This is a genomic window from Nostoc cycadae WK-1 (assembly GCF_002897135.1).
In the GTDB taxonomy this organism is placed as follows: Bacteria; Cyanobacteriota; Cyanobacteriia; order Cyanobacteriales; family Nostocaceae; genus Nostoc_B.
The window spans coordinates 273,814-287,193 of the sequence record NZ_DF978426.1; the positions used below are offsets into that span (position 1 = coordinate 273,814).

At 40.8% G+C, this 13,380-nt stretch carries 12 protein-coding genes; 5 read left to right on the forward strand and 7 right to left on the reverse strand.

What is annotated here, in order from left to right:
* The first annotated feature begins 52 nt into the window (after positions 1–52).
* Together NCWK1_RS10725 and NCWK1_RS10730 are read left to right on the forward strand one after the other, a co-directional pair.
* Positions 53–427, forward strand: a complete 375-nt coding sequence (locus tag NCWK1_RS10725; protein ID WP_096575466.1) for a hypothetical protein — start codon at positions 53–55, stop codon at positions 425–427.
* A gap of 287 nt (positions 428–714) precedes the next feature.
* Positions 715–1,494: a hypothetical protein gene (locus NCWK1_RS10730; RefSeq protein WP_103124711.1), complete on the forward strand. Its 780-nt coding sequence runs from the start codon at positions 715–717 to the stop codon at positions 1,492–1,494.
* Between the two features lie 84 nt (positions 1,495–1,578).
* On the opposite strand, the gene NCWK1_RS10735 is transcribed toward NCWK1_RS10730, so the two are convergent.
* From NCWK1_RS10735 to NCWK1_RS10745, 3 genes are all read right to left on the reverse strand, one after another.
* Positions 1,579–3,936, reverse strand: coding sequence for a two-partner secretion domain-containing protein (locus NCWK1_RS10735; RefSeq protein ID WP_103124712.1), 2,358 nt, complete (start codon positions 3,934–3,936; stop codon positions 1,579–1,581).
* 358 nt (positions 3,937–4,294) lie between these two features.
* Positions 4,295–4,588: a hypothetical protein gene (locus NCWK1_RS10740; RefSeq protein WP_146033975.1), complete on the reverse strand. Its 294-nt coding sequence runs from the start codon at positions 4,586–4,588 to the stop codon at positions 4,295–4,297.
* A gap of 491 nt (positions 4,589–5,079) precedes the next feature.
* Complete coding sequence (locus tag NCWK1_RS10745; RefSeq protein WP_103124714.1) at positions 5,080–6,654, reverse strand: alkaline phosphatase D family protein; 1,575 nt, start codon at positions 6,652–6,654, stop codon at positions 5,080–5,082.
* Positions 6,655–6,764: 110 nt separating this feature from the next.
* On the opposite strand from NCWK1_RS10745, the gene NCWK1_RS10750 reads away from it, so the two are divergent.
* The 3 genes from NCWK1_RS10750 (at position 6,765) to dprA (ending at position 9,926) form a co-directional block, all read left to right on the forward strand.
* Positions 6,765–8,219 carry an aminotransferase class I/II-fold pyridoxal phosphate-dependent enzyme gene (locus NCWK1_RS10750; RefSeq protein ID WP_103124715.1) on the forward strand — a complete coding sequence of 485 codons (1,455 nt, stop codon included), beginning with the start codon at positions 6,765–6,767 and terminating at the stop codon, positions 8,217–8,219.
* Positions 8,220–8,413: 194 nt separating this feature from the next.
* Positions 8,414–8,677, forward strand: a complete 264-nt coding sequence (locus NCWK1_RS30100) for a DUF4351 domain-containing protein (protein ID WP_245894876.1) — start codon at positions 8,414–8,416, stop codon at positions 8,675–8,677.
* A gap of 130 nt (positions 8,678–8,807) precedes the next feature.
* Entirely contained in the window at positions 8,808–9,926 is a 1,119-nt protein-coding gene (dprA, locus tag NCWK1_RS10760; RefSeq protein ID WP_103124763.1) for a DNA-processing protein DprA, read from the forward strand.
* A gap of 11 nt (positions 9,927–9,937) precedes the next feature.
* On the opposite strand, the gene NCWK1_RS10765 is transcribed toward dprA, so the two are convergent.
* The 4 genes from NCWK1_RS10765 to NCWK1_RS10785 form a co-directional block, all read right to left on the reverse strand.
* Positions 9,938–10,471, reverse strand: a complete 534-nt coding sequence (locus NCWK1_RS10765) for a hypothetical protein (RefSeq protein WP_103124716.1) — start codon at positions 10,469–10,471, stop codon at positions 9,938–9,940.
* A 204-nt stretch (positions 10,472–10,675) separates the two neighbouring features.
* Positions 10,676–10,855 carry a hypothetical protein gene (locus NCWK1_RS10770; RefSeq protein ID WP_103124717.1) on the reverse strand — a complete coding sequence of 60 codons (180 nt, stop codon included), beginning with the start codon at positions 10,853–10,855 and terminating at the stop codon, positions 10,676–10,678.
* A 520-nt stretch (positions 10,856–11,375) separates the two neighbouring features.
* Positions 11,376–11,741, reverse strand: a complete 366-nt coding sequence (gene psb28 / locus NCWK1_RS10780) for a photosystem II reaction center protein Psb28 (protein WP_096575486.1) — start codon at positions 11,739–11,741, stop codon at positions 11,376–11,378.
* Positions 11,742–11,752: 11 nt separating this feature from the next.
* Positions 11,753–13,309: a serine hydrolase gene (locus NCWK1_RS10785; RefSeq protein WP_103124718.1), complete on the reverse strand. Its 1,557-nt coding sequence runs from the start codon at positions 13,307–13,309 to the stop codon at positions 11,753–11,755.
* Positions 13,310–13,380: the final 71 nt, after the last annotated feature.

Below are 13,380 nucleotides of genomic sequence, written 5' to 3' on the forward strand. Positions count from 1 at the left end.
TAGCACATTATTACAAAAAATTTTCTCACTTTTAATATACTTTGGAGTTTACATGTATTATTTTCCCGAACAACCGCCTTATTTGCTCCTAGCTGTTGGGTTATTTATAGCTGTAACTTCTGGCTTTGGTTTAACAGGAACACTCAAAGTAATTGTACAGAAATGGCGCAAAGATAGTGCAGAAAAATCCGACTCTAATTTTTATTCTAGACAGTTATTAGTGCCATTTTTAGGCATAACTTTTGGCATTATTCTCTTTCTTTATTCCGGTTTAGCAATCTTTGGCTTTCCTACCTTACTCGCCTTGGGAGTTGGTTTACCACTTGGGTTATTAACTTGCTTGCTGTTATGGTTGCAGTTGAGTAGTATGTTGAGTTTTGCCAAAAATAAAGGAATGCAAGCCCTTGATTTAGATTCTTTGTCTTAGATAAAAGAAAGCTACATACTAGTAAAATCATTCAATTAACTGCTCACTGTAACTACAATTATTTAGTTAACAGGGCAGTTTTTTTACATAAACTTCAGAAATATCTAGATAGAGTTGTGATAAATTTCAATATAATTACTGATATGCGTACATTGAAAAGGCTACTAGAATAAGCGAATTCGTAGTAAACCTAAAAGCATTTAATAAAGTAGCTTGATCCAGCAGGAAGCTCTACCAAATACACCCAAGTGTCTTGCTCAAGCTAACTTTTGTTACTACTTTAGTATATGTCTAATTACTTAAGTCAAGATTTCTGCTTTTGCATCCTTGCTTTTAGAGCTAAATATCGTAACTTAGCAAAAGAACTTGCCGAAACTCTAGACAAACACTCTCCAGGAACTACATTAGTAATTGGCACAGACCAACCTCAAGAATTCCAAAACTATTCTAATGTCTTTGCTTTTAAGTTACAACAAACAGGCATCTTGCATTGTTATCATGACAAGCGATTTGTAATTCAAGCAGCTTTAAAAAAGTTTCCCACCGTTATCCAAATTGATGCAGATACAAAAATTATTGCTGATATATCACCAGAAATCCGCTATTTAGAAGGTTTGGCAGCAGGACATATAGAAAATATTGTAGAACACGCACAGAAATATAACCCAGAAAGGTTGATATATCTTCAGAAAATAGCAGACAAGCTAGATTTATCATTAGAGAATGTTAGCTATGTTGGAGAATCTTTATTTGCCGTTACCGCAGATAGCAAAAAATCTGAAGAATTTATCAAATATTGGGATTTCATAGCGCGTTATTTAGAAATACATGGAATTCATTCTGGGGAAGGTAACGCTATTGGTATGGCAGCAGCTAAAGCCGGATTAAAAGTATATAATCCCTCCTGGCTAGGTAAGATTAATTCAGTCCGACAACATCTAGATGCTTCTGATCGTAAATCTCAAAGGACACAATGGGATCTTCTGCAAAGAAAATTGGCTTATCATTACCGTTTAAACAAAGCCAGAATTATTTCTTTGAAAGACTTTGATTTTTTCTATAGTTAGTTATTGTGGAAAATTGAGAGTTTGGCTGTGGAGTTTCCTCGTCTACTGTAAAAAGTTCTCTGCATAGTAATTACAAACTACAAATTATAAATTAGCAGCACAAGAAGCCGGATTAAGTAATGGACTATGGGGTGTAACAGTTGGTGCTTGTGCAACTAAAGTCACATTACCTTTACCATCTCTCACCCATCCTTGGGCGGGGATAATTTGAGTTTCTTGATGGGCAAAATCTAATTTTTGTGTACTTGTACTTACATGATGAGGCAAATAACTTGCGCTATTCTCACGTTCAGCATTGAGAGTAATCCAATTTACTAAGATTGAATCATCCATAAAAGGTTCTGTGGGACTGGGTACAATTCCCCCCCTACCTGTGGCGATAAGAGAACCTTTTTTGAGTTTACTTCCAGGTTTACAATCTGCGGCAATTTGACGCGAAGCATCAACTGGTTCTGCGGGGAGTTCTAATAAACCTCGACTGGGGTCAACATCGGGTGTATTAATTTGAATAGTACCGTTTAATGAAGGGTTTTGTTGGGAAAAGGCGGTAATATCGCTGGTGGGGAGTCGGTTGGGGTTTAGTTGTCTGGAATCTTCAGTACCTAACAGTTGTACTAAGTCAGCGCGACTCCGTTGCACAAATCCAAATATACTATTAGCGTTGATGAAAATCCTACCACCAGCACCAGAAAAGGCATTGGCTGTAATGTCATTATTCCCTTGGGAAGTAGCGACGATAAAACCATTAGGTGCATTGATAGTAATATTGCCACCATTCCCTGGAGCGTTTGCTGTACCTGCATTTGTGGAAATTTGACTATTGCGGCGTAATAATAATACATCTTGCACCTGCAACGTAATATCTCCACCTCCACCACCTTGACTATTAGAGGTGATTTGTCCTTTCTCATCCAGCAGAATAGAGCCAGCATTTACATTTATTTCACCTGCTATACCTAGTTCATTGACATTTCCTTGATATTTAGTACCAGGTGAAAGTCTTGGAATTCGACTAGTAACAGCTATACCACCATCTCTGATCAATAATTTTTCTGTATTAACTGTCACTGTACCTGCGGCTCCAGGGCCTATAGTTGTGGCAGATAAATTACTAGGAAAACCTACTGCTAAGATACCAGTTATCTCCACTGAATCAGAAGCATTTATTGTTATATTTCCTCCGTTACCTCTAGCTGGTATCAAGGTCGAAGTTGAACGATCTAAATTACCACCAGAGCCAGCTGAAATTTCTGCGCCGTTTTGTAGGCGCAATCTAATAGTGTTAACTGTAATATTACCCGTATGACCCTCACCAGCAGTATCACTCACCAATGCAGTGGCTATAAAACGATTTGTATCTGGCTCAACAATCCCACCAATTAACTCCACTGAATCAGAAGCATTGACATTCAAATTTCCCCCATCTCCCTTGTTGAAAGTAGAAACACGAATTTGTGCGCCATCCCGAAGAATTAAGTTCTTAGCGTTAATTGTTAAGTCTTGGCCGTCTCTCATACCTAGAGTTTGACTTGTAACAATTGCATGGCGGCTAATTAGTTCGACAATGTTACCTTGTACTGTAATTCTGCCGCCACCATCTACACCACTAGCATCGAGGACAGAACCTACCGCCGTGCTACCAACTATTCGTTGAGCTAGTCGAATATTTTGAAAATTATTGACACTTTCATATCCCAAGACCCAACCTTGGCTGATAGGCTTGAGAGTAACTAGACTATTAGGGGCAACACTTCCTAATTCAATATTTCCCGACTTCGCTGTTATATTTCCTCCATCTAAGAATAAATCACCACCCACTAGTGCTAATGTTTTACCTGACTGCACCTGTAAGCCAACAGGTTGATCAATCACATTAGTTGCACCATTGGGTCTTGCTTGAGATAAATTGCGGATAGGCGCTGCGATCGCTGTGAATTGTAAACCAATGGGAATGCTGACAGATAATAGAGATGAAACTTGTGTATCTGTGGCACTAAATGTCTTACCATCAGCAAAGTTAATGCTACTAGCTGTACTTGCCAGAAAAGAACCGCCAATATTTAATGTAGCTTGAGACCCAAACACAATTCCGTTGGGGTTAATCAAAAACAGGTTAGCTGTACCTCCAGCCTGGAGAGTACCATCAATTTCAGAAATAGAATTACCTGTTACGCGGCTGATAATGTTTTGAATACCAGCAGTATTTTGAAAACTAGCTGTAGTGTTAGCAGGGACAGAAAAATTCAAAAAACTATGGAAGAGGTTATCACCGACGCGAGTACCCCCTGTAATTATTGTAGTATTGTTCTGGGTTGTGACTTGAGAATTGGTGGGCAATGTCCTATCCTGCATGATTTGGGCAGAAGTTGAGTTAGCAGAAAAAGCTATAACACTACCTATTGCACTGCCTAAAATTCTTGACCACCAATGAAGATTGCTCATATCTCCGCATAACTCACTGAACAATTGTGATTGTACTTTTAAAATGCAATCATCTGTTGAATAATTGACAAAATTCGTTTGTTATGCTTAGTTATCAATATTTATTTTTACTGCTATTCTGCAACTTTATTTGTAGAGAAAAGAGTTTTATCAAATAGTACTAAATTTATGAAAAAAAGCGGTGTTATCCATATTTTAATAGGGACAACACCGCTTTTTTGGATTGAGAAAATTTTTATTTTGTTCTCATAACTTATTAGTAATATTAAAAAAAAGATTACTCCATTCTAATATTTACTACAGAAATATGTTTCTCAATCTGCTTTTTTGCCTTGTATGAGCAAGACACAGTATATTTTTAAGGAAAACCACAGCTATACCATTGTCCATTGTAGTAATAACCCTGTAATTTAACCTTTGGTGGGGTAATACTAGGCAAAATTCCTTGATTTTCTTGGCTAGATTTAACTTGACTTAGGTCGATTAAGAACTGTAATTGAAATGATTCTAGATCTGACAGACCATATTTTTCTAATAATTGAGCTAGTTTATCATGATTTAGATTGCTGTATATTTCTTTGGACAACTCAGCGTGTAACTCTGGTAATATTTGCGAATCAATAACTGTTGGTTCTGTTTCTTGGGATTGCATAGATTTTGTTTGGCCTTTTAATGTAGTAGACAAATGAATTTAGCTGTTTAGCATTGCTGAGTTACTAGTCACAAGCTTAAGGTGTGACCTTTTTCTCTCTATTTATAAATTCAAAGTGACTCCGAAGAATTACGCATTGCTTAACAAAACTTCAGATTTTCCTCTATGAAATTACGCAAAAAGTGTAGGTGGGCAAATACCACCTACAACAATCTAGTAGTTCAACAACCCAATATTGCCGTTTAGACCCAGCAAGGGAGCATGGGAGCAGGGGGGAATGAAGGTACTTATGTTTCACTTTAAGTTTGATACAAATAGACCGCAGGAGGCAGGGGGCAGGGAGCAGGGAGCAGGGGGAAAGAATGAAAAACCCATAAATTTGTCTCATTTTTTTCGTGAAATGGTATTACTCCTCTGCCCCGAAGCCCCTCTGCTGTCCACCACGCAAAGTTCTCTTGGCAGACTACTAGTTATTAACAGGATCGCCAGAATTAAGCTTGTCGATATGCTCCTGGTTGCCCATCTTGGACAACGAAGGAAGCTAGGGTGCTGATAGAAGCATTGGGGTCAACTATGCTAGAAACAGCCCGATAATCACTTTGCCACTGTTTAGGAGTGACTTGACAACGGACGTAACCCCGGAATGCACCGTCGAAAAACTTGGTATGGGGATTAGCACTCAAAGCGGCTTGGACTGGTGCGATGAATGAGGTGGGAAAGTCGGAAGTAATGGAAGTACCGACAAACTCAGTCGCTACAGTTGCGGAGGACGGGTTATTAAAATCAACTTTTACGTCGTGTACCCAACTCGAATGGATATCACCAGTAATCACCACAGGGTTAGAGGGACGGCGATAGTTGAGATAGTTCACAATTCGCTGACGTGCAGCTACATAGCCATCCCATTGATCTAAGTTAAACACCCCAATCTCTGGACGTGCATCAAAATCAAATTGAGCAAACATTGTCTGCTGGGCAATAATATTCCAACGGGCGAGGGATTTATCTAAACCTTGGAATAGCCAGCGTTCTTGCTCTAAGCCTGTCATGGTTGCATTTTCATCAAAGGCTTGCAGACAACGCGGCTTGAGTCCATCGTTACAAGGTTGGTCTGTGCGGAATTGACGGGTATCTAAAACGTGGAACTGGGCTAAATTCCCATAACTCAAGTGCCGATAAAGCTGGGCGTTAGCACCAATAGGTAGTGAAGATAGGCGCAATGGCATGTGTTCGTAGTATGCTTTATACGCATTGGCGCGGCGTTGGGCAAATACTTGTGGGTTGACGTTATCTTCGGAAATTAAGTTGGCGTAGTTGTTTTCTACTTCGTGGTCATCCCAGGTGACTATCCAAGGAAAGGCTGCATGAACTGCTTGCAGATTTGGGTCGGTTTTATACAGCGCGTGACGGTTACGGTAATCAGTCAAAGTCATAATTTCTGGACTATTATGCTGACGCGGCCCATTAGTTTCTGGCCCGTACTCGTAAATGTAATCACCCAGATGTACAACTAATTCAATATCTTCTTCAGCCAGATGTCGGTAAGCTGTGTAAAAGCCATTTTGCCAATCTTGGCAAGAAACAAAGGCGTAGTTTAGTTGTTTGATAAAACTATGAAATGCTGGTGCTGTCCGTGTTCGACCGATGGGGCTAAGTTCATTCCCGACGCGGAACTGATACCAATACCAACGATTAGATTCTAACCCTTGAACATCAACGTGTACTGAATGCGCTAAATCTGCGATCGCTAACGTTTTACCACGTCGGACAACTTTTCGCATATTCTCGTCTAGGGCAACTTCCCAGTGTACCACCACGTTTCTTGGTGGCATTCCACCGCCATTCAAGGGGTCGGGTGCTAACCTTGTCCATAACACCACACTATCGGGTAATGGGTCGCCAGACGCTACACCCAAGGTAAAGGGATAGCTAGAAAATCTCGATGTTGCTAATGCTGGTTCCCATTGGCTGGTTAATGCTAAACCTGTAAAAAATCCCGCACCAAGTAAAACACTCCGCCGTTTATAACGATTTGCTAATAGGCGATCGCAATTGATAAAATCCATATCCACCCTTAATGAATTTGCTGTATAAATGCGATGAACTTATCAACCGACAATCAAGCGGAGATTAAGAAAATATTAAAAGTATGAAGTGTGAAGTCTGAAACTTACTCATGCCTGATCAATACCAAACACCTTTATTAGATGCGCTCAAAGCTTGTACAATCAAGCCTCACGCGCCGTTTTACACTCCTGGGCATAAGCGAGGTCAAGGAATATCGCCAGTCTTAGCTGATTTACTGGGTGAAAAGTTATTTCGGGCAGATTTAACCGAATTAGCTGAGTTAGATAGTTTGTTTTCGCCCCAAGGTGTAATTCAAGCCGCCCAAGTATTAGCAGCAGAGGCGTTTGTTGCTGCACAAACATGGTTTCTTGTCAATGGCTCTACTTGTGGCATTGAGGCGGCAATTCTCGCTACCTGTGGTGTGGGCGATAAAATCATTTTGCCGCGTAATGTACATTCTTCAGCGATCGCGGGTTTAATTCTTTCTGGGGCGATCCCAATTTTTATCAATCCTGAATATGACCCAGTTTTTGATATTGCTCACAGCATCACGCCCAATACTCTAGAATCTGCCTTACAACAGCACCCCGATGCCAAAGCGGTGTTGACAGTTTACCCTACATATTACGGTGTCTGCGGAGATTTAGGTGCGATCGCCAACATTACCCATCAATATAATATTCCTTTACTCGTAGATGAAGCCCACGGCGCGCACTTCGCTTTTCATACTGAATTACCTACCCCAGCTTTAGCCGCAGGTGCAGATTTAACTGTGCAGTCAATTCATAAAGTTCTTGGTGCGATGACCCAAGCATCGATGCTGCATATTCAAGGAGAGAGAATCGATCGCGATCGCATCAATAAAGCTTTGCAACTAGTTCAGTCTACCAGTCCGAGTTACATACTCTTAGCTTCGTTAGATGCTGCACGTCAACAAATGGCGCTGAATGGTGAACAACTCATGTCGCGGACTTTGCAACTTGCAGATATAGCCAGAAGCCAAATCAGCCAAATTCCTGGTTTATCAATTTTGTCGCCAAAACTATCACCTGGTTTTCGGGAATTAGATAGAACTCGCTTAACAGTTAACGTTACTAACTTAGGTTTAACTGGATTTGAGGCTGAGGAAATTTTAGACGAGGAACTAGGTGTGACGGCAGAATTCGCCTCATTGCAGAATCTGACTTTTATTATTAGTTTGGGAAACACCGCCAGCGATATTGAGCAATTAGTCCAGGGTTTTAAAATTCTGGCTCAGAAATATCGCCGTAACAGAGTAATTGTAAAGGGGCAAAATTTTGTGCATAACTGGGAGTATGCAGTGCAGATATCTCCTCGACAAGCTTTTTTTGCTGCTAGTGAAACGTTACCAATAGAACAAACAGGCGATCGCATTTGTGCCGAAATTGTTTGTCCTTATCCTCCCGGAATTCCCGTTTTAATGCCGGGAGAAGTAATTACTACAGCAGCTTTAGCATATCTGCAACAAATTCAAACAATGGGTGGGATAATTAGTGGATGTGCAGATTCAAGTCTGCAAACTTTAAAAGTTGTTCAAAATTAGGGTGCTGCCGCATAAAAAGGGATTGAAATGCCAGAACATGATCGCCTGTTTAAAAATTACTTTCGACTTTCTTCATTGAATTTCTGGAATTATTTCTACCGTAAATTGTCAGCACAATTGATCGTAACTCTATCCGCTTTCTATCCCAAGAATACTTTGCTGACCTCACCGCAGGCGAAGATAAAATAATTGACTTGCTGGTAGAAGTGCGACAAGCAGGAGAAGAAGTTGGCTTTTTAGTACATATCGAAACCCAATCTTACGCCGAGCGAGAAGCCCGATCGCTAGTTTTGCGATTATTGAGCCGCAAGGTGGGAGAATTACCAGAAGAAGTGCGATCGCAAATTGATGTTTTATCTCTACATCAACTGGAAGCTTTAGGAGAAGCCTTGTTAGATTTTTCCAATCTGTCTAATTTAACTGATTGGCTCAAACAAAACAGATCAATACAGCAATAGCCAAGTACTTGAGACATGCTTGTTAACTCTGTTCCCTGTAACCTGTAACCTATCCCCTATTTTTGAAAAAACTGTAGCTACTGCGGATGATTTGGGAATACTCAACGATAGTGGGTGTGAGGATCAGCAAGTGGTAGAAGAACGCGCATATTGGTTAGCTTGGGCGCAAATTTCGGGAATTGGCCCGGTTTTATTACAACGGTTACAACAGCATTTTGGCAGTTTATCTACAGCTTGGGAGGCTAGTAAGGCCGAGTTGGGAGAAGTTGAAGGTTTTGGCTTGCAAACCTTGAACAAAGTAATCAAAATGCGATCGCAGTTACATCCAGAACAATTACTCATCCAACACCAGCAAGAAAACCCCCATTTCTGGACACCAGCTGATGCAGACTATCCTCGCTTGCTATTAGAAACACCCAGTCCGCCACCAGTTTTATACTATCGAGGCGAAGTTGATTTACAAGAAAATCTTGGACAAAAACCGATGGTGGGAATTGTCGGAACCCGTCAACCTTCAGAGTATGGTATTCGTTGGACTCGTCAAATTAGCATTGCTTTAGCTAAAAATGGCTTTACAGTTGTTTCGGGGATGGCGGAGGGAATTGATACAGAAAGTCACAGCGCTACTATCAAAGCTGGTGGACGTACCCTCGCAGTTTTGGGAACAGGTGTAGATGTGATTTATCCCCACAAAAATCGAGATTTGTACAAGCAAATTTTAGATGCAGGTTTAGTTTTAAGTGAATATCCCGCCAAAACCCCACCTGACCGCGCTCATTTTCCTCGACGCAATCGAATTATTGCAGGTTTAAGTCGGGCAATATTGGTAATGGAAGCGCCTTTAAAATCTGGTGCATTAATTACTGCTACCTACGCTAACGATTTTGGCAGAGATATCTATGCACTACCGGGAAGATTAGATGATTACCCGTCTCAAGGTTGTTTAAAGTTAATCTCTCAAGGCGCTTCCATAATTTTTCGAGAATTAGATGAACTATTAACTTTGTTGGGTGCAGTCCCAAAACTAGATCCAGTGGCTACTTCTCCAACTACAGAAAAGTTAAGTTTGCCGAACTTATCACCGCCAATGCAACAGATCATCGATGCGATCGCCTGCAATATTTTATCCTTTGATGCGATCGTCCAAACCACAGGTATTCCTGCTAGTGCTGTTTCTGGTCTTTTATTACAACTAGAACTGATGGGTTTAGTCTCCCAACTCCCAGGAATGCGGTATCAGAAAAGTTAAATTAAATTTTTCTAACTACTTGATGAGGTAGATTCTTCGGGAGCTTTTACTATTCTTCTACCCCAAGGTTTCAGCACGGAAATACCGATGATAGCAAGTACACAGGAAGTTTGAATTGCACCGCCGATCAGAACTCCTTTGATATCAAATGTATATAATGGATTACTTAATGCTTGCGATCGCTCTATATCCGAAATACTAGTAGCTGCATTTAACCAAGGCCCTAGCCAAACAGTTCCCGTACTAATCAAAGTGACTGTCGCAATCCATTTGACAATTACCCAATAGTGTTTGAAAAATCCCCAAATCGTTAGCCAACAAAGCAGTCCGCCAGTTAGTAAAGATAAATTGGCTGAGGGAATAATGACGAAATCATCTAGTAGTTTTAAAGCTGCATTAATCGCATATAGTTCATCACCGTTAGTAGTATGAGTATTTTTCCAGGCGATCGCTATCATACTCAACGCTGTACCAAACCAAATACTCCCAGATGCAACATGGACTGAAAGTAACCAGTTTTTCTGCTTAACGTTGAGCTTGGGCATAAAGTCTCCAGATTTTCACCGCGACAATCATTAATTTTATATTGAGGCGATCGCAGATTACAACGCTACAAGACAAAACACGTAATTGTAAATAAACGTTACAGGCAGCGTAATAAGCAGTTAATGTGAAGTATCTAATGACAAATCACAAACATAATTACCACAACTTCTGAATCAAATGAGATTCTTAGAAGTTACATAATTTTATCTGGGCAGATAATTATCAAGGTGATGTTCAATTGTCGGTGGTTCGTTTTTGCTCAGTAAGTCTGCAAAATCATAGATTGTAACTTGTGGTTCTAGCTTTACTTCCGGCTTTGCTAAGGGTTCCGGTATGATTTGAGTACTACCTAGACCTATCGCTTCTCTTAGGTATGCTTCCATCAGTATTACTCCGTAATGGTTTTAGGTATTATTCCCATTCCAACCCAATATCTACCAGAGTACTCCCTAAAAACCCTGACCCTTACTCGCATTTTCACCACCGATTTACCTAGATGAGTACCATTCGCCGCTGCTTTTTCTTAGAAACAACCTGACCAAGATACTCTCCTGCACCGAGTCCAACCATTCCGGCGCTCACTCCGTACATTGTGTCTCGTCCAAATATTTGAACTCCGAAATAACCTATGGATATGGCCGCTAAAGTGCCTATGGTACTTGCTATGATGATTTGATTACGTCGCATAAATTTTTATTAACCTTTTAATTGCGATGAATTGTTACTGTTGTCTGTAGGGGAGAAATTCTTAATAGTCTTGTTATTTCCTATTATTCATCATAATTAAAATCTTGCTTTTTACTTTTTATTTCTGCCTTGTTTGACTAGCAAACTATCAAAGAAACACTTTTTATTCCCTGACATCCCTAAACCCTGGTTTCTTGAGAGTGAATGAGCAGACAATCACCCTTGATATTCCATCCCATTAGCTTCAGCATAACGCTGCATAAAGCGCATAAAGCGTTCCCAATAATCATCTTGTTCGATTTCAAACTGGCATTCTACCCGTTGTAATTCATCACCCTCATCACCACCAAAAATAAACCGCGTTGAAGAAGGAGTAACACTAATTTCACCTTCTTCATCAGTCAACAGCAAGGAATTTAAAGACGGTTTTGTAAAACTATTCAATCCTTCTAAAGCCTGTAATTTATTAAAAGTCATGGCGACGATGCGTTTACCTGAAACTTTGCCACGTCGCAAACTAACATTACTGAGTTCTTCAAAAATGCCTGCGAAAAACTGAATTGAAGGTGTGGTAGATGTCATGATAAATGCAATTATCTTGGGAGGTAATATTGTGATTGTGGATTAACAATGGGTGATTGATAACCACTTATGGGTATGTTGTTAGGTATAGCAGGATTAATTATAGGTGGTTGATAAATATTGGGAGGCATTACACTAGTTGTCGTATTAGGTACTGGAGAACTAATAGCTGGGGACGGATAACTAGTCGTGGGGATATTGTTGTTGATGATAGTAGGTGGAGGACTTTGACTCAAGCTTTCGTAAGCAGTACGAGAAATGGAACTGATGAATTTTTCGGCGCGTGGGTCATTATTGGGACGTTTTACCATTACAGAAATGATGTAACGCTTGCCGTTGGGAATATCAACTAAACCCGTATCTGCCAGCATTGTGCCAATATCGCCTGTTTTATGATAAATTCTGGCACCTGAGCCTAAACCCGATGGTAATAAATTATCTCTTTCGGTACGACGCATAATATCCAGCATAATATCGCGCGATCGCAGACTGACAAAGTTACCTTGATTCACCATCGCCATCAAATTACCCAATTCTCTGGGGCTGGTGATGTTTGTTCCTTGTAAATCTGGCAGTTGATTTTTAATACTTGTTGTGGTTAATCCCCAACTGCGAAAACGCTGATTTAATGCTTCTATGCCTCCTAGTCGCGCAATCAGCATATTTGTCGCTGTATTGTCGCTGATGGTAATCATTTTGGTGGCAACTTCTAAAGCGCTGTACTGTGTCCCGACTGGTTTGAATTGGAAATTTCCAGAACCGCCAGCTACCACATCTTGCTGCATGGTCAGCATTTCATCCAGACGGATTTTACCTGCATCAACATCTTGGAAAAACGCTACTAAAATTGGGACTTTAATGGTGCTGGCGGCGGGGAAACCAACGGAGGCATTAATATCTACATAACCACCATTATCTAAATCTACTAAGAAAATACCTGGAGTGAGGTCTGGGGTAGTTGCTGCTAAATTTTGAATATTATTTTTTAGAGAGGTAATTTCTTGGGATAGATACAAACCTGACGTGGGAACTGCGGGATTAGGAGTGCTTTGTGGCTGAACTTGAGCAGAATTATTGGCGTTAGATGACACGGAAGAATTTGAATTGATGCGATTAGCTGGGTCTAAAACTGATAATACTGTACCAACGATCGCTCCCATGCCAACTCCTACGATTAACAACCGCAGGATATATAACATCGTTCTGGCCATTGGCTTTAACCGCGTCTTTTTCGACACTCTTCTGGTTACTTTGGGTTGTGGCGGCTTCTGTACCCGCACCGTTTTTACTTTGACAGTGCTGGATGGGGAGGGAGAAACATTAACTGGTTTTCTGGGGATAGGTTTAACAGCGGTTGGCATAACTAGCCCTTGTCTTGACCGAGGAACTCCTGAGCCAACCGCGATCGCATTTGGTGCAAGCATGGCTTCTCTCACCACAGGACGTTGCTGTGGCTGCGGAACTTTGGCTTTCTTTGGTTCCACTTTAGGAGCTTTGCGCGATCGCTGGCGGCCATTTACGGGTTGTCGCCGCGAGAAAGCTCTTAGTTTGTCACTTGATTCTGTCACTGCTACTCCTTGTGACTCACTCGAATTTTTTCTTGCAGACTCCCGGCCTAAAACTGACTGTTCATGCAGCT

Bases quoted from the DNA above. Each gene is read 5' to 3' on its own strand.
- NCWK1_RS10740 (WP_146033975.1), bottom strand. From the start codon at position 4,588: ATGCAATCCCAAGAAACAGAACCAACAGTTATTGATTCGCAAATATTA.
- NCWK1_RS10730 (WP_103124711.1), top strand. From the start codon at position 715: ATGTCTAATTACTTAAGTCAAGATTTCTGCTTTTGCATCCTTGCTTTT.
- NCWK1_RS10725 (WP_096575466.1), top strand. From the start codon at position 53: ATGTATTATTTTCCCGAACAACCGCCTTATTTGCTCCTAGCTGTTGGG.
- NCWK1_RS10770 (WP_103124717.1), bottom strand. From the start codon at position 10,855: ATGGAAGCATACCTAAGAGAAGCGATAGGTCTAGGTAGTACTCAAATC.
- NCWK1_RS10745 (WP_103124714.1), bottom strand. From the start codon at position 6,654: ATGGATTTTATCAATTGCGATCGCCTATTAGCAAATCGTTATAAACGG.
- psb28 (WP_096575486.1), bottom strand. From the start codon at position 11,741: ATGACATCTACCACACCTTCAATTCAGTTTTTCGCAGGCATTTTTGAA.
- NCWK1_RS10750 (WP_103124715.1), top strand. From the start codon at position 6,765: ATGCCTGATCAATACCAAACACCTTTATTAGATGCGCTCAAAGCTTGT.
- NCWK1_RS10735 (WP_103124712.1), bottom strand. From the start codon at position 3,936: ATGAGCAATCTTCATTGGTGGTCAAGAATTTTAGGCAGTGCAATAGGT.
- NCWK1_RS10765 (WP_103124716.1), bottom strand. From the start codon at position 10,471: ATGCCCAAGCTCAACGTTAAGCAGAAAAACTGGTTACTTTCAGTCCAT.